Below are 18,778 nucleotides of genomic sequence, written 5' to 3' on the forward strand. Positions count from 1 at the left end.
GAACGAAGATGCACAAGATCGGAATTTTAGGAGCCGGATTGATTTCCAGAAGTCATGCAGAATCGATTCGTGCGCAAAATGGCGCGGTGTTAACAGCGGTGGCCGATATTCGCGAAGAGGTCGGGCAGCGCTTTGCCGAGGAATACGGCTGCGTCTACTTCCAGGATGCCGAGGAGATGCTGAGGCAGGCAGACGTGGAGGTAGTGATCATTGCTTTGCCAACCTTTTTGCATGGCAAGTATGTGGAATTGTGTGCCCGATACGGCAAGCATGTGCTGTGCGAAAAGCCGGTCGAAATGACGGTAGAGGCCACAGAGCGCATGCTGGAGCAAGTGAAGGACGCCGGGATCATCTTTATGGTCGGGCAGGTTGTCCGCTTTTGGAGCGGATACACAGAGATCAAGGAGCTTTACGAAAGCGGCGAGCTGGGGCAGGTTCACATGGCTTTTGCCAGCAGGTGCTCCACGTTGCCGGACTGGGGAAATGAATGGCTGTTGAACCCGGAAAAAGGAGCCGGAGCGATCTGCGACATGCATGTCCATGATGTCGACTTCCTGCGCGATCTGTTCGGCGAGATCGATTCCGTATATTGTCTCGCCAATAAAGACCATACCGGATGCTGGAATCACGCCATGTCCTCGATTTCCTTCAAGAGCGGCGAAAAGGCGGTTGCCGAAGCGGCGTTTACGATGTCCGACGGGTATCCATTCACTATGTTCTTCAAAGCGGCCGGGACAAAAGGGACCGTAGAGTTTACCTACAGGGCGGGCTACAACATCGGGGAACGGGATGCTTCCACCTCCGAGCTGCGTTTCTATCAGCAAAACCAAGAGCCCGTCATCCGCAAGCTTGAGCAGCATGATCCTTACGCGAGACAGCTTCAATACTTTTTGTCTTGTGTGGAAGCGGGAGAACAGCCAGCGCGCGTGCCGCATCATGAGAACCTGGAAGTGATCAAGGCCATCGCAGCCATTCGCGAGTCAGCCGATACAGGTAAAATTCTCTCGCTTACCAGTTAAACCTTGTGGATACGGCAGGTGGTCAAGATGTCTTATGTAATGGGAATTGATATTGGAACCTATGAGTCCAAAGGCGTTCTGGTCGACAGGGAAGGTCGCAGGGTCGCTTACCAGTCTTTACCCCACTCCCTGGAGATTCCGCAGCACGGCTGGGCAGAACATGACGCTGAAAAGACGTGGTGGCACGCAGTGAAAACCTTGTCCAAAGCGTTGATTGCCGAGGGACAAAAGAGCGCCGGATTTCACGCTTCTCTGATCGAAGCTGTCGGAATCAGCACAATTGGCCCTGCTGTGGTACCGATTGATCATAACGGCAACGCGCTGCGCAAAGCGATTCTCTACGGGATCGACACGCGGGCAAGCAAAGAGATAGATGAGCTGAACCAAAAAATCGGCCCGGCCGAGATATTGCGAAAAGGGGGCCACTATTTGTCCTCGCAATCCGCCGGAGCCAAAATCCTCTGGATTCGCAACCAGGAGCCCAGCGTGTACGACCAAACCGCCTGCTTCCTCTCTGGCAATGGCTATCTGGTGTATAAGCTGACCAAAGAACGCGTAATCGATGCCTACACGGCATGCGCCTTCTCACCTTTGTTTAACTTGCAAAAGCTCGACTGGGATGATGAGCGCTGCGCCTATGTTACCGAGCGGGAAAAGCTGCCGCGAATTGTGTGGAGTCACGAAATAGTCGGCTGCGTGACGCCAGAGGCCGCTGAAGCGACAGGACTGTCAGCGGGAACCAAGGTGATCGCCGGGACTGCGGACGCAATGTCGGAATCAATCAGCGTGGGTGCGGTAAACGAGGGCGACATGATGATCATGTACGGTAGCTCGACATTTTTCATCCAGGTGATTGCGGAGCAGACCCAAACCGAAAAATTCTGGCCCTCTGTACACGCAGTACCGAATCTTCATACGCTCACGGGTGGGACCTCTACCGCGGGCTCCATTACCAGATGGTTCGTCGATCAATGGCTCCAGCCGGGAGAGTCCAGGGATGAAGGATATACCCGCTTGACGCGTTTAGCTGAACAAAGCAAACCAGGAGCAAACGGACTGATCATGCTGCCTTATTTCAGCGGCGAGCGCACACCGATTCACCATCTGCAAGCCCGCGGCACGTGGTTTGGCCTGACCCTGAAGCATACGACCGGAGATTTGTACCGGGCGATTCTGGAAGGAATCGGCTATTCAATCCGCCACAACATCGAAGAGATGAGACTTGCGGGATATCCGCCGCGCAAGCTGGTGGCGATCGGAGGCGGTACGAAAAACCGGCTCTGGCTGCAGGCAGTCAGCAGCATTTGCTCTGAGGGGCAGTACATCCCCAAAGTGACCTATGGAGCGGCATACGGAGATGCTTTTCTGGCAGCACTTGGACTGGGCTGGTATGACAGGCTGGAAGAGATTGAATCGTGGGTGGAATATACCGAAGTGATCCTGCCGCAGTCCAAAGACGCGGAAATCTATGAAAAGTACTATCGCTTATACCGTGAGATTTACGAACAGACCAAAGGCAGTATGGATGCGTTGTCATCCATATCAAAGGACTAGGAGGGTCAAAAGATGACTTGGTTAAAAGAAGTGATCGGGACAGAGAAAGCCATTATTGCCATGTGCCACTTTTTACCGTTGCCGGGTGATCCTTATTTTGATCAGGAAAAAGGGATGGAGTATGTCATTGAAATGGCTCGCAAGGATTTCCTCGCGTTGCAGTCCGGCGGCGTAGACGCCGTGTTGTTTTCCAATGAATTCAGTCTGCCGTACCTGACAGATGTCAAAACGGAGACAGTCGCCGCTATGGCCAGGATTATCGGGGAGCTGATGTCGGATATCCAGATTCCGTTCGGTGTGAACGTCCTGTGGGATGCCAAAAAATCGCTCGATCTGGCTGCCGCGACAGGTGCCAAATTCGTCAGGGAAATTTTTACAGGTGTATATGCTAGTGATTTCGGCATGTGGAATACAAATGTCGGCGAGACGATCCGCCACCAGCATCGCATCGGTGCCAAGGATGTCAAGCTGCTGTTCAACATTGTGCCGGAAGCGGCAACATACATGGCTGACCGCGAGATCGAGAGCATCGCCAAGTCGACGGTCTTCAACAATCGGCCGGATGCTTTGTGCGTTTCGGGTTTGACAGCGGGAGCGGAGACAGACTCCGCCATCCTGAAGCGTGTCAAGGATACAGTTCCTGACACGGTCGTCTTGGCCAATACCGGGATGAGGATGGAGAATCTGGAGCAGCAGCTATCGATTGCGGATGGGGCAGTGGTGGGAACGACGTTCAAGCATGACGGAAAATTTGAAAATCACGTCGATCCGGAGCGGGTTAAATCCTTTATGGATAAAGTAAAAGCGTTCAGAAGCCAGATTGTGTATTCGTAAGAAACGACGCAGAGGGAAAGCGGTAGTATTGCCGTTTTCGCTCTGTGTTCGATTTTCAAAAGTGGGAGCGGTGACAGATGACAACAGACTATTTGACGCACATAGCCCAGCGGCTGCAAGGATTGACACAGGTCGTATCTCCAGCCGGATACGAGGATGCGATGATTCGCAAGGTGCAAAGCGAATTGCCGAAAGACTTGCATGAGGTCAGCGTGGACAATCTCGGGAATGTCATTGTTCAGGTCAACAAAGTAGATGAGCCGAACCCCTTTAAGGTGATGGTCTTTGCGCATATGGATGAAGTTGGATTCATCATCAAAAAAATCGAAGAGGACGGATTTATCCGCGTAGAGCGCCTGGGAGGCATTCCGGAGAAAAGCATGCTGGGACAAAGCGTGATCGCAGAGACTCCAGAAGGAAGAATAATGGGCATCATCGGTACGAAATCACATCATCTGACGAAGCCGGAGGAGAAATTCAAGCTGCCTCAGGTGAATGAAGCCTATCTTGATTTTGGCTTTCGCAGCAAGAGTGAAGCGCTGGAAGCTGGTGTATTTGTCGGAATGCCAGTAGTCTACGCCAGGCAATTTTTCCGCCGCCAATCCCTTGCCTTCAGCAATGCGATTGATAACAGAGCAGGATGCCTGATTTTGCTCGAGCTGATCGACCGGCTCGCTGGTAAGTCGCTTCCATGCGAAGTGATCATTGTCTTTTCTGTTCAGGAGGAGTTTAATTTGCGCGGAGTGATTCCGGCGGTAAGGGCGGTTAATCCCGATGTTTCGATCACATTGGACCTGGTCGTAGCCGCCGATACGCCTGATTTGAAGGGAAGCGCCGATATCCGCCTGGGAGAAGGGCCGTGCCTGAATCTGTACAGCTTCCATGGCCGAGGAACGCTCGGGGGGCTGATTCCTAATCCGAAGCTCGTCAGCTTCGTAAAGAAAGTGGCAGATGCAGAGGATGTGTCTCTCCAATACTCGACATTCATGGGCGGACTGACAGATGCGTCGTTCAGCCAGTTGGAGAACGCCGGAATTCCGATGATCGACCTCGCTTTTCCTACCCGCTATACACATGCGCCTGTAGAAGTGGTTGATCTCAATGACTTGACCGCACTGATCAAATTGCTGGAAAAGCTGGTTCCCGCATTTCATGCTGGAGTGGATTTGAAGAGGGGCTAAACGGGAGGGAGGGGCTTGGATGAGCGAAGAGGGACGCGTTGCTTTGATTACGGGTGCGAACAGAGGGATCGGCATGGCGATCGCACGCAGATTTCGGCAGGCGGGGGACCGTATCATCATCCTGGATATGGCAAAAGAGCCGAGCCAGGAAGCGGCGGAGGTGACCACAGGCGGCAGCTATTTTGCTTGCGACGTAACGGACAAAGCTGCGGTTGACGATGTGATGGAACGCGTTTTTGCGGAATACGGCTTTGTGGATGTGCTGGTGAACAATGCCGGGGTACAGCGAAGAAAAGGGTTTCTGGAGACGACAGAAGAAGATTTTGATCTGATTTTCAACGTAAACGTCAAGTCCATTTACCTGGTATCGCAGCCCATCGTCCGGCGCATGGTCGAAAGGGAGCGCGGCTGTATTTTGAATATGGCCTCGATGGGCGGAAAATGGGGAGGAGCGGACGAGTCCGCTTACTGCGCGAGCAAGGCAGCTGTCATCGAATTGACCAAGACGATGGCGATGGCGCTCGGTCCCCATAACATTCACGTCAACAGCGTCTGTCCGGGAATCATTCTGACTGAAATGGCCAAAACGCTTTCTGCCGAATCATTGGATGCCTGGCGGGAAAAATCGCCGCTGGGTCGTCTCGGTTCTCCCGAGGAAGTAGCGGAAGTATTTTATTTCCTGAGCTCGCCTGCTGCCCGCTATATGACCGGACAGGCGATAAATGTGACGGGCGGCATGATCATGTACTGATCGTTGCTGCTGAAATGGGGAGGAAAACAGATGGGACAGCCGTATGATATGCCTTTGGACCAATTGCGGGAGTACAGACCAGCGCTGACCAGGCGTGACGACTTTCTCGCCTTTTGGGAGGAAAGCAAGCAGCTGCTGGCACAGGTGCCGAGCGATCCGCAGCTCACAGCCATGGAGTATCCGACAGGTGGGGTACGGCTGTACGAGCTAAGCTTTGCTGGTTTTGGGCATGCTCGAATTCGCGGGTACTACGCGGTGCCTGACCGGGCGGGACAGCATCCGGGGCTGGTTATGTACCACGGCTACAATTGGAGCCATGACGGACAAATTCATGACGTGGTCAACTGGGCTTTGCACGGCTATTCCACATTTGGGATGCTGGTGCGCGGCCAGCAGTTGAGCGAGGACAATAGTGTCGCCCCACATGGAAACTCGGCTGGCTGGATGACCAAGGGCATATTATCCAAAGAGACGTATTATTATCGCGGGGTATACATGGACGCGCTGCGAGCTCTCGACGTGCTGGCAGAGCGCGAAGAAGTGGATGCTTCCCGCATCGGGGTCTCAGGGGGAAGCCAGGGAGGAGCCCTGAGTCTGGTCGCTGCAGCCCTTTCCGCCATTCCGCGCATCGTAGTGGCGGAATACCCGTATTTGAGCCATTTCCGGCGATCAATCGATATGGCTCTTGCCGGACCATATCTGGAGCTCAACGAGTTTTTTCGCCGCAACAGTGCACCCGGGATCGAGGATAAAGCAATGGATACGCTCTCTTACTATGACGTAATGAACTTGGCTCCTCTGGTTACATGTCCGGTGCTGGTCTCGATTGGTTTGATCGATGAGATCACGCCTCCATCCACAGTGTTTGCCACCTACAATCATTTGCAAACAGCGGAAAAGCAGATCCGCGTCTACCGTTATTTCGGCCACGAACCGAATGCTGCCTTTCATTGGGAAAAGCTGAAATACCTGCGTGAGCATTTGACTCATCAGGGACGGTAGGCAAAACCCATTCATTTCTTTGCTCGTGAGTGACGCATGCCACAAATTGACAAGAGCAGCTGAACTTGTTAACATACTGTGTTAAAGAAAGCTTGCGAACACACAAAGGCAATGAAAGGACCCGCAGCTATCCCCTGGTCACAGAGAGTCAGCCCTAGTCTGGAAGGCTGATACACAGGCATACCTGCACCCCATCCTCAAGCCGCTGGCGAAGAGCCGTGCCGGATGCCCGCCGTTATCGGGACTTATGAGCGGATTGAGCGCTAGTCGCTTCAATCAATCAGGGTGGTACCGCGGATGTTTGATCCTCCGTCCCTTTTTTGGGATGGGGGATTTTTTGCATTTCAAAAAGAAAATCAATCAATAATTCCGAGAAGGAGCGTAGACGATGAAAGAGGAAAAAGCGTTTGTAAAAGAAATTACCCCACAAGCAGAAGACTTCTCTCGCTGGTACATCGACGCGATCAAGAAAGCTGATTTGATGGATTATACGCCAGTGCGTGGCTGTATCGTTTTCAAGCCGGACGGATTTGAGCTATGGGAGAGAATCCAAGAGGCGATGAACAAGCGCTTCAAGGAGACGGGCCACCGAAATGCCTATTTCCCGATGCTCATTCCAGAGTCCTTTTTCCAGAAAGAAAAAGAGCATATCGAGGGCTTCAACCCAGAGCTGCCTTGGGTGACGGAAGCAGGCGGAGAGCCGCTGGAGGAAAAGCTGGCGCTGCGTCCTACCTCGGAAACGATTATCGGTCATATGTACAGCCAGTGGATACAAAGCTACCGAGACCTGCCAGTGCTCATCAATCAGTGGGCGAATGTGTTTCGCTGGGAAAAACGCACGATGCCTTTCCTCCGTACATCTGAGTTCCTTTGGCAGGAAGGTCATACGGCACACGCTACGGAAGAGGAAGCACGTCAGGAAACGATGCAAATGCTGGAGATTTACCGAGAGGTCGTCGAGCAGGAGCTGGCGATTCCGGTTTGGAAGGGGCAAAAAACGCCAAGTGAACGCTTCGCTGGAGCGGTAGATACGTATTCCATCGAAGCGATGATGAAGGATGGAAAAGCCGTGCAGGCAGGGACCTCACACTATTTGGGCGATAAATTTGCACGCGGCTTTGAAATCAAGTTCCTGGATCGGGACAACCAATTCAAATACGTTCACACTACCTCATGGGGAACGTCGACGCGTCTGATTGGCTCGATGATTATGGTACACGGGGATGATCGTGGTCTGGCTTTGCCACCGCGCATGGCGCCTACTCAAGTCATTATGATTCCGGTTGGCCCGATGAAGCTGCGCGAAAAGGTGATGGAGGCGTTCGATCCACTCTTTGACGAAATCAAAGCGGCAGGCGTGCGTGTTCGTGCCGATCTGCGCGAAGAGACGCCAGGCTGGAAATTTAACGAGTGGGAAATGCGTGGAGTGCCTTTGCGTCTGGAGCTTGGACCACGTGATGTAGACAACGGGCAGGTCATTCTTGCCCGCCGTGATACGGGAGAGAAAGTAACGGTATCCTTGGAGGGAATCGCGCAGACAGTGGCCGCACTACTGGAAGAGATTCAGCAAAACATGTTCCAAAAAGCGCTGGAGTTTCGCGAGCAGAACTCTCATCTGGGCATCGATACGTTGGAGCAATTGTCAGCTCACATTGCCAAGAGCGAGAGTGAAAATACGACGAGTGGCTGGGTGCTGGCAGGCTGGTGCGGGGATGATCAATGCGAGTCCAAAGTGAAGGAAGAAACCAAATTTACTTCGCGCAACATTCCGTTTGAGCCACCAGTTATGAAAAAGACCTGCATTTGTTGTGGAAAAGAAGCACAGGATACTGTCTGGTTTGGTCGAGCTTATTAATTCAAAAAAGATAGGCGAAAAGGGTGCGTCTGGCGAAAGAATCGGCAGGATGCACCCTTTTGCATTCAAGGCTGCGAAAGAAAACCATCATCATAGATGGTTTTCTCAGCTGTCTTGATTATTCATCTGAATCGTCAAACGGTTCTTCTGGATCATCTGTCGGATCTGCAGGAGTCAATGGAAAAAGAACATCGAAAAACTTGAATTTGCGACGTCCATCTTCATTTTTAAAGCCTTTGTACTTGTGAAGCAGTTCACTAATTTCGTCAACCAATTGATTGCGCTCTTCTTGACTTAAATAAAATTCAGTCAAATTGAACGCGAAGGTATGCTTGTACTCTTTACGAACATCCCGATCACTGGCAACAAAACGGTTGAGCGTGCGCATGAGATCCTTTTCCGTCGTACGGAATGGAGTAAACATCACGTCGCTCAATTGCTGTGCATTTTCTTCAATCATGAGTTGAAGCTTTACCTGAATCACCTTGGCAACCGGCTCGTAGTATTTCTCAACAATGGAACCTTTTACACGAGTATCTACCTGTTCCAACAAACCAACGCGCACGAGCTCTTTCACATGGTAGTGAAGACGAGCGGCGTTTTCGCCCAATTCTGTAGCGATTTGTTTGGCTGTCCTTGGCTCCAGATCCTCAAAAAGTTCCAAAATTTTAACACGTTCGGCTATAGCAAGGGATTTTAAGGCTTCCGGGTCCGTTACTTCAAAAAACTCTTTCATGCATTTCTCACCATCCAACTGACTTGGCCAAATTTTTTGTGTAGGAATATTTAAGTACTTCACAGTGTGAGTGCTTCATAGCTTAAACGTTCCGAGACGTAGAACAACCTGTTCTTAATTTTTCTTAATTAATTCTAGCGTTTTCTGTTCGAAAGCGCAACGTGTATACAGATGAAGTGACTGTCAGCTTGTGGTAAAATGGGACAAGTAAATTCCAGGACAAAAGTAGAAAGAAGGGATAGCATGACCGCGATCGGACAAGCCGCTCCTCCATTTACATTGCAGGCAAGCGACAATCAGACGATCTCACTTTCCCAGTTTCACGGAAAAAATGTTGTGCTTTATTTTTATCCTAAGGATATGACACCGGGTTGTACGACGGAAGCATGCGATTTTCGTGATTTCCACCCTAAGTTTTCCGGGCTGGATACAGTTGTGCTGGGGATTAGCCCAGATACGGTGAAGTCGCATGACAAGTTCATAGCCAAGCATGAGCTGCCATTTACGCTTTTGGCAGACCCTGATCATGAAGTGGCTGAGGCGTACGGGGTATGGGTGCTGAAAAAAATGTACGGACGGGAGTATATGGGAGTCGAGCGCTCTACGTTTGTTATCGATAAAGAAGGCAATATTGCAAAGGTATGGTCGAAAGTCAAGGTAAAGGGACACGTACAGGAAGTGCTCCAATTCATACAAGAAGAGTTGCAAAAATAAAAATCTATGGTCGCAGCTGCGAATGGAGGAACGGAAGATGAGTGTGTCAACACAGTATGTAGTCGAATCCTTTTGCCAATTAGCCAATATCGCAAGTCCATCGGGCAACACTGCAAAAGTTATGGCGTGGGTCGCACAGGAGCTGGAAGTGCTTGGTGCCAAATTCAAACGCACGAACAAAGGAGCAATTATTGCAACTGTACCGGGCGCAAATGAAGAAAAAGCACGTTTGCTTACGGCGCACGTCGATACATTGGGTGCCATGGTCAAGGAAATCAAAGGCAACGGTCGACTGAAGCTGACCTTGATCGGTGGATTTGAATTCAATGCAGTAGAGGGTGAGCACTGCGTAATTGAAACTGCCAGCGGTCGCTTGGTGACAGGCACTATCCTGTCTACGAAGGCTTCCGTGCATGTGTACGGACGGGAAGCAGGAAAAGCCGAACGGACAGATGCAAATATGGAAGTGCGTCTGGATGAAAAAGTGACTAGCAAGCAGGAGGTACAGGCGCTGGGCATTTCTGTTGGCGACTTTGTTTCATTTGATCCGCGTGTGACGGTAACGGAAAGCGGATTTATCAAATCTCGCCACATCGATGACAAAGCGAGTGTAGCGATTTTATTGGGCGTGCTGAAATCATTGCGTGAAACAGGCGAGAAGCTGCCTTACACAACGTATTTCTTTATCAGCAATAATGAAGAAATCGGCTACGGCGGCAATTCCAGCATTCCGGCAAACGTCATTGAGTATTTGGCAGTCGACATGGGAGCGATTGGTGATGGGCAGACGACAGACGAATACTGCGTTTCCATTTGTGCCAAGGATTCCTCGGGACCTTACCACTATGGATTGCGTACACATTTGACTAAGCTGGCGGAAGCAAATGGGTTGAATTATCAGGTAGATATCTATCCATTTTACGGATCAGATGCGAGTGCGGCGCTTCGAGCTGGCTATGACATCGTTCATGGCTTGATCGGGCCGGGTGTAGACGCTTCTCATTCCCACGAACGGACGCACACAGAAGCACTCGACAATACAGCGAAGCTTGTAATGGCGTACCTCCAATCAACCGAACTGCAAGCATAGGAGGACCGTATGAGCAATATGTATCAATGGGCTGATTATTACGATTTGACGCAGCGAGGCGTAACCGGTGACGTCGATTTTTACATGGAGCAGGCACGCAAGGCGGGTGGCAAGGTGCTTGAGCTCGGCTGTGGAACCGGACGAATCACTATTCCGCTGGCACAGGAAGGAATCGAGACTACGGGCCTCGACCTCTCTACAGAAATGCTTGCCAGAGCAGAGGCAAAAGCAAAGGAGCAAGGAGTTGCGACAGGCTTGAAGCTGCTGCAAGGAGATATGCGCAGCTTTGATTTGGGTGAAACTTTTTCACTCATTATCATTCCGTTCCGCTCTTTTCTCCATCTGCTGCACATTTCCGAGCAGATGAAGGCCCTGACATGTATACGAAAGCATTTGGCACCGGGCGGCAAATTCGTGATGAACGTGTTTGTGCCTAAGATTAATCATTTTTATGAAGAGAATGAGAAAATGTCGCTGCGAGGAACCTTCAGACTGCCTTCGGGAGAGGAAGTAGCGATGTGGGATTATACACGCTATGACCACTTTCAACAACTGTCGGAAGTGACCCGGACCTACGAACGCACAAATGCACAAGGGCTCGTGACCGAGCGAGTGACAGGACGTTTTAATTTGCGCTACATTTTTCCTGCAGAGCTGCATCATCTGCTGCGGCTGAACGGCTTCAAGGTCACACAGCGTTATGGTTCGTTTGCCAAGACGGTGTTTGATGCCAGCAGCTCCGAATTGATCATCGTCGCAGAAGCTTTGTAGCTGTCGCTTTCCACAGGAATCCCGAAATGATGGAGGGGTATATGGATGAAGATTTACACGAAGTCAGGAGACAAAGGCGAAACGTCACTTGTTGCAGGTGTTCGTGTACCGAAGTTCGCAGATCGTGTAGAGGCATATGGTACGTGTGATGAAGCGAATTCGCAAATCGGCCTCGCATTATCGCTGTTGCCACAAACCGACGAGTGGAAGGAGCTAAATGAAGTCTTTCATCTCATACAAACAAAGCTTTTCCATGTAGGAGCAGAGCTGGCTACGCCAGAAGGCAAAAAAGTTGGCTGGCCGCTTGGGGAGGAGGACGTTACGTTCCTCGAAGAACAGATTGATCTGCTGGATGCCAGTTTGCCTCAGTTGACCAATTTTATTTTGCCTGGCGGTCATCCTGCGGCTGCTGCTTTTCATGTGGCTCGGACAGTAGTCAGAAGAGCGGAGCGAAAAGCCGTTCACGTAGCGGCACAGGAGCAGGTAAACAAGACAGTTATCAAATACCTCAACCGCTTATCTGATTACTTGTTCGTGGTCGCGCGTCACGTCAACAAGCAGTTGGATGCTGTAGAAAAAACATTGCACGAATCCTAAGCATTAGCGAAGAGCCCCTGTTTTTATCGCAGGGGCTTTTTCTCAAATGAGCAGGAAGGAAAGGGGTAAAAAGTGAAAAAGCTCGCTCTCGCATTTGTATATTCTGCATTGCTTAACGTCCTGTATTATTTGGTTTTGCCTGTCGTCAGCGGTGTGTTGCTCACCTGGCTGTATGTCCCGGACGTAGTCTTTGCCTATGATTCCGTGGAATACCTGCAAAACGAGGTAGCGTTTGGTCAAATAAACGATTCTTCGTTTGCATGGTGGCAAAGCCTCCCGTTGACGCTTGCGCTCGGTATGCTGATCAGCTTGGCATTTATGTCCATCACACAACGGTTTCGCCAAAAGAGAGCCTAGTGCAAGTAGGTAGCAATTCCTTCTTGAAAAGAAATCTTTGTCGTAGGGAATGTTTCATACAGTAGATTTCCGTCATTGCAGGCATTTCCTTCAAGCAGCATGGTCAGCTGCGTATTCGTGATCGGAAAAAAGGAGAAGCCTTCCATGACGTTTACTACGGGCTTCATGAGTCCGAGTGGAATATGTAGCTTGCGAACGGTCTTTTTACCAACCGCCTCCCCGATCGCATCCAGAATTTGTCCATACGTGAGAGGAGCAGGTCCACCCGTTTCAAAAATTTGATTAGTGGAAGCAGGCAGGGTCAGTGCCTGGACGAAAACATCTGCTACCGTTTCACGGGCAACAGGCTGCAAGGGATAAGTCCCGTTTCCGATAACAGGTGTGACGGGCAAGCGTACCAGATCAGCCAGCATGTTCACGAATTCATCCCCTGGGCCAAAAATCACGGACGGGCGGAAAATGACATGCGGTATTCCGCTGGCTTGTACGAGTCGCTCTGCTTCGTATTTAGTACGATGGTAGGCACTGGTTGCATTTTCGCGGGACCCGAGGGCGCTCATATGGATAAAACGGCTAACCCCTGCCTTTTTGGCTGCTTCGAGAACGTTTCGGGTGCCCTCTACATGAATTCGTTGAAACGTAATGCCTTTTCCCGGCTGCTCGCGAATGATTCCGACCAGATGAATAACAGCATCACAGCCCTCCATCGCCTGAGCAAGTGAATGTGGATCAAGCAGATCACCACTCGCTTCCGTGATGAGCGGGCTATTTTTGTCTAAACCGAGCTTTCCAGAAGAAGCAGGTCTCGTCAAGCAAACAGTATGGTATCCACTTGCTTGCAGCCGAGCCACCATGCCTTTTCCCACAAATCCACTGGCACCAGTCAGGAATACTTTCATTTGAATCCCCTCCCGTAAAATTCTTCCAAGCTTATTGTACCTCATGCAACGTCCGCCATGCCAAGCGAACCTCCAGCTAATTGCCGAGTTGACGTAGATCGGTATAATGTAGGGAAAAGGGGGACATATCTATGGCACAACGCAAAGTACCCGTCGCGGAAATTTTGGATGAGCTGCATGAGCTGTATCCAGACGCGCATTGTGAATTAAACTATACGACCCCGTTTGAGCTATTGATCGCCACGATTCTTTCGGCACAGTGCACGGATAAACGGGTGAATGAGATAACCGAGCCGATGTTCAAGCAATTGAACCAGCCTGAGCATTATCTTCATTTGACACAGGAAGAAATGGAAGAGCATATAAAAGGGCTCGGATTGTATAAGAATAAGAGCAAGAACATCTTGGAGACCTGTAGAATCTTGTACGAAAAGTACAATGGTGAAGTTCCGCAAACACATGCTGAGCTTGAAGCGTTGCCTGGTGTTGGTCGAAAAACAGCCAATGTCGTGTTATCCAATGCATTCGGGGTTCCGGCTATTGCAGTCGATACACATGTATTTCGCGTAGGCAATCGCCTGGGCCTTGCCAAGAGTGATAATGTCGATGAAGTTGAGCGACAGTTAATGAAACGGATTCCGCGAGAAAAATGGTCCGATGCCCATCATTGGTTGATCTGGCACGGGCGACGGGTATGCTCAGCACGCAATCCACAGTGCGGACAATGCACGCTGCAATCCATGTGTAAATTTGCTGCTGCTGAGGCGAAAAAGCAAAAAGCGAAGCCTGCTGCTAAGAAAACAGCCAAGGCGAAATCCTGATTTCCACCTTCTTCATCTTCAAATTACGTGTAATGCATATTGACAGTTTTCGCTGACTAGACGTACACTTATTTAAAGTAATTCTAATCAATGACAAAGAAGTGAACTATTCTTTTGTCTTGCGAAGGACTGTGGGGTGTAACAATATGGCACAGCGTGTAGAAAAGGCTGTTGAAATCCTCAAGAATACCGGGGTTCGGATGACACCTCAGCGCCATGCAATTTTAACGTATTTGCTGGAGACGATGACTCACCCGACGGCTGACGAAATATACAAAGCTCTCGAAGGCAAATTCCCCAATATGAGTGTTGCTACGATCTATAATAATCTGCGGGTTTTTAAAGATGCAGGATTGGTTACGGAGCTCACCTACGGGGATGCGTCCAGTCGATTTGATGCCAATGTTGAAGAAGATCATTATCACGCGATCTGCTCAAGCTGTGGTGCGATTCGAGATTTCCATTTCCCTTATTTGCGGGATGCGGAGGAATCGGCTGCAAAAGATATCGGCTTTCGCGTGACGGGTCATCGCATGGAAGTATACGGCATCTGTGAGTCCTGTCAAAAGAATCCCCACTAAGTAATGCTTTTCGAGAAAACACCTTCTGCAACAACCGGATACCCAGTTGCTGCGGGAGGTGTTTTTGTGTCGGTATGTGTAACGTTTTGGCTTTTCACACGTCTTTCTTCTAGGTATAGGTTTCTATAAGCATTGAGGCTTATTTGAGTTTTGCCAGAATGTAAAAGGTTGTGAATTTATTGAACGCTAAATCTGATCGGAATTATTTCTTTGAGGGGAGGTCGCGTCCATGAGCTTAGCAGTAGGGATGGCTCCTCGTCCAAGGCGAAGAAGGAGACGGGCGGCGCGGCTTTTCTTTTTGCTCATTTTCTTGCTCGTCGCTGTTTTTGGCGGGATTTACTGGTTTTTTGTGTTGCGGGCGTCAACGGAGCATGTACAGCCGTACGATGGAGACCATAATGTGATCGTATATGAAGGCTCGAGGACCAAAGCATCCTACTTGCTGGAATCGGACCAGATTCTTTTGCCATTTGAGTTTTTGAAGGAACAAATTGATCCAGCTATTTTTTGGGATGAGCCTACCAAATCAGTCATCGTAACGACAAAGGACAAGGTGCTGCGCATGGAAAGCGGCGAAGTTGTAGCCCATCTCAACAAGCAGCCAGTGAATCTGCAGGTTCCTGTCAAGGAAGTCAACGGAACTCGCTATGTCCCGCTAGATCCTTTGGAAAAGCTGTATGCCTACTCGTTTGAGCGAAAAGAAGACACAGAAGTCTTGATCGTGGAAAAGGAAGGCTACGAGATTCAGCAGGCAAGTGTGATCACAGATGAAGAGAAGCAAAAGGTTCGGGTAGGTGCTTCGCATCGAACGCCGATCGTCGCTGAGGTAGGAGCAGGGGAAAATGTCGATATACTCGGAAAAGAAGAAGATTACTATCATGTTTTGACAGCTTCCGGAATCGCGGGCTTTTTGCCGGTAAAGAGTGTTGAATTCACGAATGTTCGAAAAGTCGCTCTTGACCACCCGCAAGATTCCCAGCCGTATACCGTTTGGAAGCCTGATGGGAAAAAGATAAATTTGACATGGGAGCACGTTGTAAATCGAAATCCGAACATTGCAGCAATTGGTCCCATGCCTGGTGTGAATGTCGTATCGCCTACCTGGTTTGAAATGAAGGACGCAGAAGGAACACTCCTCAATAAAGCTGACCCCGCCTACGTGAAATGGGCACACCAAAGAGGCTACAAGGTATGGGGCCTGGTTACCAACGGATTTAATCCCGATTGGACAAAATCGGTGCTGAGCAGTTTTGACAAACGGGATAAAGTAATCGCCCAAATTATTCACTATGCTCACATGTACGATCTTGACGGCATCAATATTGACTTCGAAAACGTGTACCTGGAGGAAAAGGAGAAGCTGGTTCAGTTCGTTCGGGAAATGACTCCTTATTTGCACCAACAAGGGCTGACCGTATCTATTGATGTAACGATCAAGTCAAACGCCAAAACGTGGTCGATGTTCCTCGATCGCAGGGCGCTTGCTCAGGTGGTCGACTACATGGCGGTCATGACGTATGACGAGCATTGGGCAGCGAGTCCAAAAGCAGGCTCTGTCGCTTCACTGCCGTGGGTGGAAAGCGGCCTGCAAGGTGTACTGGAAGAAGTACCGCATGAAAAGCTGCTCCTCGGTGTGCCGTTCTATACACGGTTGTGGACAGAGGCAAAGCAGGCTGATGGAAAGATCAAGGTCAGCTCAAAAGCATTGTCCATGACGAGGGCGCAAGAATGGATCAAGGAACGCAAGCTGACTCCAAAACTGGATGAGGCATCAGGCCAAAACTATGTAGAATATAAAGACCCGAAGGATGGGAATGTCTATAAAATGTGGCTTGAGGACGTAAGCTCCATGCAAAAGCGTATTGATATCGTGAACAAGTATGACTTGGCTGGAGTAGCGTCTTGGCGCCGAGGCTTTGAAGTTCCTGAAATCTGGCAAGCCATTGAGGAAGGCTTGACGTCAGAAAAATCGACTCAAAAATCCTCGTAGAAAGTTGGATAAATAGAAGAAAGCCACCTGCTCGCCCTGGTGAAGGGAGTGCGCAGGTGGCTTTTTACGTATGAATGGCAATTGATAAAGGTACATATTATGTCTGGTTTTGTTGAGGCTGTCCGTCCTCAAGGCGCAATGGTTGTCCGCAAAACATACAGGCATCCTCTTTTCCGAGCATCTTCGTTACCTTTTGGCAAGAAGGGCATTGTACCTGTGGAGCCGATGTGGAAACCATCCCGGAAATCATGAACATGACTGTGCTTCCCATGGTCAGGATGAAGCCGATAATGAGTAGCAAGGTCATAAAGATGTAAGACCCTTTTAACAGGCTGCCGAGAAAAGGAATAAAGTCCAGATATCCTGCAAAGAAAGCGTAACCTGTATACATCAGCAAAATGCCGATTACCATGCTCCAGTTGCCCCAAGTTCGCATGCGTTTGATCTTGCTCAGGCGCTCAGTATTTTTCATCATCATTCCTCCTATCCTACAGTATATCACACAAAAGGATTTGTCTGTTGACAAGCAGGAAACGGGCAAGGCGTGTAGAATCCATAAGTTCAACCCAGGGGCAGGGAGGAAATAAGGCATGAATAGAAGGCCAGATGACAATCAGCAAACCTATCTTGAATTGCTCCGAAAGCGTATGGATGTACAAGCGGTGCTGATTTTGCCTGAATCGGATATGCTTGTCCCATTCCGTGAGGGAACCTTCTATATAGTTGTTGTCAATCATTCGCATGTAGATACTTCAATTAGACGCATGCGGATAAAAAAGCAAGTAATTGTCGAACAACAAATCAGCAGATGGCAGTTGGAAAAGGGAGCAGTAAACGGTTTAGATGAGCGGCTTGCAATGATGCTGGCCAAAGCGGAGATTTTATGGGACAAAGAGGGTTACATGAAACATATGAAGCAAAGGCTTAGCCGTCTGCCTGAATTTCTCCAAAAGAAAAACATTTGCCGTGAGTATTCACGTTTGCTTCGCTTTTTCCATGAGACAAAAGAACGGCTCCAGCAAGGTATGGCTTTGGATGCCTATCATTCTTCTATTCAATCGCTCGATTCGTGGGCACGACTCATCGTGTATGAAGCCGGAGAAAACCCGCAGGCTGCGATCTGGTCGCAGGTTAAGCAGTTGGATTACTCTGTATATAAGCTGTATGAGGAGCTATCTTTTAATGCCGAGGCGCTGGAGAAGCGGATTGAGCTTCTATTGCTCGCCATGGAATTCTGGATTATTTCTCATATGAAGAATTCGGTCAGATTTCTGATAGAAGTGATGGAGAAAAGGAGCGGTCCGTGGAGCTTGCAAGAGCTGATGAACCACCCGCTCATTCAGGACGCTGAGATTGAGGTTCCGTTGATTGTAGATAAAATGGTGCAACGGTCCTTGATCCAAGAAGTAGCTTGTTCAGACCGTCCAAATGGGGATGAAGAAATTTGTTTTATATTGTTGGGGTAAAATTTTTTAAATACTGTTGACTTCTTGTTTTGATCCATGCTATATTAACAAACGTCGCTGCTGCACAAACGAAAAAATGGCAGCGAAGAAATAAAAAAACCACTTGATTTTCTGAGTAGAGATGTGGTAAATTAAAAAAGTCGTCTCTGGGCGACGGAGTAGCACGAAATGCTCTTTGAAAACTGAACAGCGAAAGCGTTAATGAGTCTATCATTAAATGATTTGCCAGCTTTGAACCAGTAACAAACTTTATTGGAGAGTTTGATCCTGGCTCAGGACGAACGCTGGCGGCGTGCCTAATACATGCAAGTCGAGCGAGTCTCTTCGGAGGCTAGCGGCGGACGGGTGAGTAACACGTAGGCAACCTGCCTCTCAGACTGGGATAACATAGGGAAACTTATGCTAATACCGGATAGGTTTTTGGATCGCATGATCCGAAAAGAAAAGATGGCTTCGGCTATCACTGGGAGATGGGCCTGCGGCGCATTAGCTAGTTGGTGGGGTAACGGCCTACCAAGGCGACGATGCGTAGCCGACCTGAGAGGGTGACCGGCCACACT

Annotated in this window: 19 protein-coding genes and 1 rRNA gene; 17 read left to right on the top strand and 3 right to left on the bottom strand. The window is 49.6% G+C overall.

The window, feature by feature from the left end; all coding sequences use genetic code 11:
* Window positions 1-8: 8 nt before the first annotated feature.
* From C3B52_RS31875 to proS, 7 genes are all read left to right on the top strand, one after another.
* Window positions 9-1,019, top strand: a complete 1,011-nt coding sequence (locus C3B52_RS31875) for a Gfo/Idh/MocA family protein (RefSeq protein WP_103110366.1) — start codon at window positions 9-11, stop codon at window positions 1,017-1,019.
* A gap of 27 nt (window positions 1,020-1,046) precedes the next feature.
* A complete protein-coding gene (locus tag C3B52_RS31880; RefSeq protein ID WP_103110367.1) occupies window positions 1,047-2,573 on the top strand; it encodes an FGGY-family carbohydrate kinase in 1,527 nt (508 codons plus the stop codon).
* A gap of 12 nt (window positions 2,574-2,585) precedes the next feature.
* Window positions 2,586-3,407: a BtpA/SgcQ family protein gene (locus tag C3B52_RS31885; protein WP_103110368.1), complete on the top strand. Its 822-nt coding sequence runs from the start codon at window positions 2,586-2,588 to the stop codon at window positions 3,405-3,407.
* A 77-nt stretch (window positions 3,408-3,484) separates the two neighbouring features.
* Window positions 3,485-4,588 carry a M42 family metallopeptidase gene (locus C3B52_RS31890; protein WP_103110369.1) on the top strand — a complete coding sequence of 368 codons (1,104 nt, stop codon included), beginning with the start codon at window positions 3,485-3,487 and terminating at the stop codon, window positions 4,586-4,588.
* Between the two features lie 19 nt (window positions 4,589-4,607).
* Window positions 4,608-5,339 (top strand): SDR family NAD(P)-dependent oxidoreductase, encoded by a 732-nt coding sequence (locus C3B52_RS31895; protein ID WP_103110370.1) that lies wholly within the window; start codon window positions 4,608-4,610, stop codon window positions 5,337-5,339.
* 30 nt (window positions 5,340-5,369) lie between these two features.
* The gene (locus C3B52_RS31900) at window positions 5,370-6,341 is read left to right on the top strand and encodes an acetylxylan esterase (protein ID WP_103110371.1); all 972 of its coding nucleotides are present in this window, start codon (window positions 5,370-5,372) and stop codon (window positions 6,339-6,341) included.
* Between the two features lie 388 nt (window positions 6,342-6,729).
* A complete protein-coding gene (gene proS / locus C3B52_RS31905; RefSeq protein WP_103110372.1) occupies window positions 6,730-8,196 on the top strand; it encodes a proline--tRNA ligase in 1,467 nt (488 codons plus the stop codon).
* A 118-nt stretch (window positions 8,197-8,314) separates the two neighbouring features.
* Here proS and C3B52_RS31910 read toward each other — a convergent pair whose 3' ends face one another.
* Window positions 8,315-8,932 (bottom strand): winged helix-turn-helix domain-containing protein, encoded by a 618-nt coding sequence (locus tag C3B52_RS31910; protein WP_103110373.1) that lies wholly within the window; start codon window positions 8,930-8,932, stop codon window positions 8,315-8,317.
* A 243-nt stretch (window positions 8,933-9,175) separates the two neighbouring features.
* On the opposite strand from C3B52_RS31910, the gene bcp reads away from it, so the two are divergent.
* The 5 genes from bcp (at window position 9,176) to C3B52_RS31935 (ending at window position 12,461) form a co-directional block, all read left to right on the top strand.
* The gene (bcp, locus tag C3B52_RS31915) at window positions 9,176-9,646 is read left to right on the top strand and encodes a thioredoxin-dependent thiol peroxidase (RefSeq protein ID WP_103110374.1); all 471 of its coding nucleotides are present in this window, start codon (window positions 9,176-9,178) and stop codon (window positions 9,644-9,646) included.
* A gap of 37 nt (window positions 9,647-9,683) precedes the next feature.
* A complete protein-coding gene (locus tag C3B52_RS31920; protein WP_103110375.1) occupies window positions 9,684-10,736 on the top strand; it encodes a M42 family metallopeptidase in 1,053 nt (350 codons plus the stop codon).
* A 9-nt stretch (window positions 10,737-10,745) separates the two neighbouring features.
* Entirely contained in the window at window positions 10,746-11,507 is a 762-nt protein-coding gene (locus C3B52_RS31925) for a class I SAM-dependent methyltransferase (protein ID WP_103110376.1), read from the top strand.
* A gap of 45 nt (window positions 11,508-11,552) precedes the next feature.
* Window positions 11,553-12,104, top strand: coding sequence for a cob(I)yrinic acid a,c-diamide adenosyltransferase (locus tag C3B52_RS31930; RefSeq protein ID WP_103110377.1), 552 nt, complete (start codon window positions 11,553-11,555; stop codon window positions 12,102-12,104).
* Window positions 12,105-12,176: 72 nt separating this feature from the next.
* The gene (locus C3B52_RS31935; RefSeq protein WP_103110378.1) at window positions 12,177-12,461 is read left to right on the top strand and encodes a hypothetical protein; all 285 of its coding nucleotides are present in this window, start codon (window positions 12,177-12,179) and stop codon (window positions 12,459-12,461) included.
* Here the strand turns inward: C3B52_RS31935 and C3B52_RS31940 are convergent.
* Window positions 12,458-13,360, bottom strand: coding sequence for a complex I NDUFA9 subunit family protein (locus C3B52_RS31940; RefSeq protein ID WP_103110379.1), 903 nt, complete (start codon window positions 13,358-13,360; stop codon window positions 12,458-12,460). The two genes, C3B52_RS31935 and C3B52_RS31940, sit on opposite strands and share 4 nt — an antisense overlap.
* Window positions 13,361-13,491: 131 nt before the next feature.
* Between C3B52_RS31940 and nth the strand changes: the two genes are divergently transcribed.
* From nth to C3B52_RS31955, 3 genes are all read left to right on the top strand, one after another.
* Window positions 13,492-14,181 carry an endonuclease III gene (gene nth / locus C3B52_RS31945; RefSeq protein ID WP_103110380.1) on the top strand — a complete coding sequence of 230 codons (690 nt, stop codon included), beginning with the start codon at window positions 13,492-13,494 and terminating at the stop codon, window positions 14,179-14,181.
* Between the two features lie 146 nt (window positions 14,182-14,327).
* The gene (gene perR, locus C3B52_RS31950; protein WP_049736954.1) at window positions 14,328-14,762 is read left to right on the top strand and encodes a peroxide-responsive transcriptional repressor PerR; all 435 of its coding nucleotides are present in this window, start codon (window positions 14,328-14,330) and stop codon (window positions 14,760-14,762) included.
* Window positions 14,763-14,991: 229 nt separating this feature from the next.
* Window positions 14,992-16,752 (top strand): glycosyl hydrolase family 18 protein, encoded by a 1,761-nt coding sequence (locus tag C3B52_RS31955; protein ID WP_103110381.1) that lies wholly within the window; start codon window positions 14,992-14,994, stop codon window positions 16,750-16,752.
* A 97-nt stretch (window positions 16,753-16,849) separates the two neighbouring features.
* Here the strand turns inward: C3B52_RS31955 and C3B52_RS31960 are convergent, their stop codons facing one another.
* On the bottom strand, window positions 16,850-17,224 hold the full coding sequence (locus tag C3B52_RS31960; RefSeq protein ID WP_103110382.1) for a YgzB family protein: 375 nt from the start codon (window positions 17,222-17,224) through the stop codon (window positions 16,850-16,852).
* A 118-nt stretch (window positions 17,225-17,342) separates the two neighbouring features.
* Between C3B52_RS31960 and C3B52_RS31965 the strand changes: the two genes are divergently transcribed.
* Window positions 17,343-18,218 carry a nucleotidyltransferase-like protein gene (locus tag C3B52_RS31965; protein WP_103110383.1) on the top strand — a complete coding sequence of 292 codons (876 nt, stop codon included), beginning with the start codon at window positions 17,343-17,345 and terminating at the stop codon, window positions 18,216-18,218.
* A 249-nt stretch (window positions 18,219-18,467) separates the two neighbouring features.
* Window positions 18,468-18,778 (top strand): 16S ribosomal RNA (locus C3B52_RS31970); the annotation flags it as partial.

The sequence above is a fragment of the Brevibacillus reuszeri genome (genome assembly GCF_002897295.1).
Classification (GTDB): domain Bacteria; phylum Bacillota; class Bacilli; order Brevibacillales; family Brevibacillaceae; genus Brevibacillus; species Brevibacillus reuszeri_A.

Coding starts and splice junctions, on each gene's coding strand:
- nth (WP_103110380.1), top strand. CDS start 13,492: ATGGCACAACGCAAAGTACCCGTCGCGGAAATTTTGGATGAGCTGCAT.
- C3B52_RS31920 (WP_103110375.1), top strand. CDS start 9,684: ATGAGTGTGTCAACACAGTATGTAGTCGAATCCTTTTGCCAATTAGCC.
- C3B52_RS31930 (WP_103110377.1), top strand. CDS start 11,553: ATGAAGATTTACACGAAGTCAGGAGACAAAGGCGAAACGTCACTTGTT.
- C3B52_RS31880 (WP_103110367.1), top strand. CDS start 1,047: ATGTCTTATGTAATGGGAATTGATATTGGAACCTATGAGTCCAAAGGC.
- C3B52_RS31960 (WP_103110382.1), bottom strand. CDS start 17,224: ATGAAAAATACTGAGCGCCTGAGCAAGATCAAACGCATGCGAACTTGG.
- C3B52_RS31925 (WP_103110376.1), top strand. CDS start 10,746: ATGAGCAATATGTATCAATGGGCTGATTATTACGATTTGACGCAGCGA.
- C3B52_RS31875 (WP_103110366.1), top strand. CDS start 9: ATGCACAAGATCGGAATTTTAGGAGCCGGATTGATTTCCAGAAGTCAT.
- C3B52_RS31900 (WP_103110371.1), top strand. CDS start 5,370: ATGGGACAGCCGTATGATATGCCTTTGGACCAATTGCGGGAGTACAGA.
- C3B52_RS31940 (WP_103110379.1), bottom strand. CDS start 13,360: ATGAAAGTATTCCTGACTGGTGCCAGTGGATTTGTGGGAAAAGGCATG.
- bcp (WP_103110374.1), top strand. CDS start 9,176: ATGACCGCGATCGGACAAGCCGCTCCTCCATTTACATTGCAGGCAAGC.
- C3B52_RS31895 (WP_103110370.1), top strand. CDS start 4,608: ATGAGCGAAGAGGGACGCGTTGCTTTGATTACGGGTGCGAACAGAGGG.
- C3B52_RS31965 (WP_103110383.1), top strand. CDS start 17,343: ATGAATAGAAGGCCAGATGACAATCAGCAAACCTATCTTGAATTGCTC.
- C3B52_RS31890 (WP_103110369.1), top strand. CDS start 3,485: ATGACAACAGACTATTTGACGCACATAGCCCAGCGGCTGCAAGGATTG.
- perR (WP_049736954.1), top strand. CDS start 14,328: ATGGCACAGCGTGTAGAAAAGGCTGTTGAAATCCTCAAGAATACCGGG.
- C3B52_RS31955 (WP_103110381.1), top strand. CDS start 14,992: ATGAGCTTAGCAGTAGGGATGGCTCCTCGTCCAAGGCGAAGAAGGAGA.
- C3B52_RS31910 (WP_103110373.1), bottom strand. CDS start 8,932: ATGAAAGAGTTTTTTGAAGTAACGGACCCGGAAGCCTTAAAATCCCTT.
- C3B52_RS31885 (WP_103110368.1), top strand. CDS start 2,586: ATGACTTGGTTAAAAGAAGTGATCGGGACAGAGAAAGCCATTATTGCC.
- proS (WP_103110372.1), top strand. CDS start 6,730: ATGAAAGAGGAAAAAGCGTTTGTAAAAGAAATTACCCCACAAGCAGAA.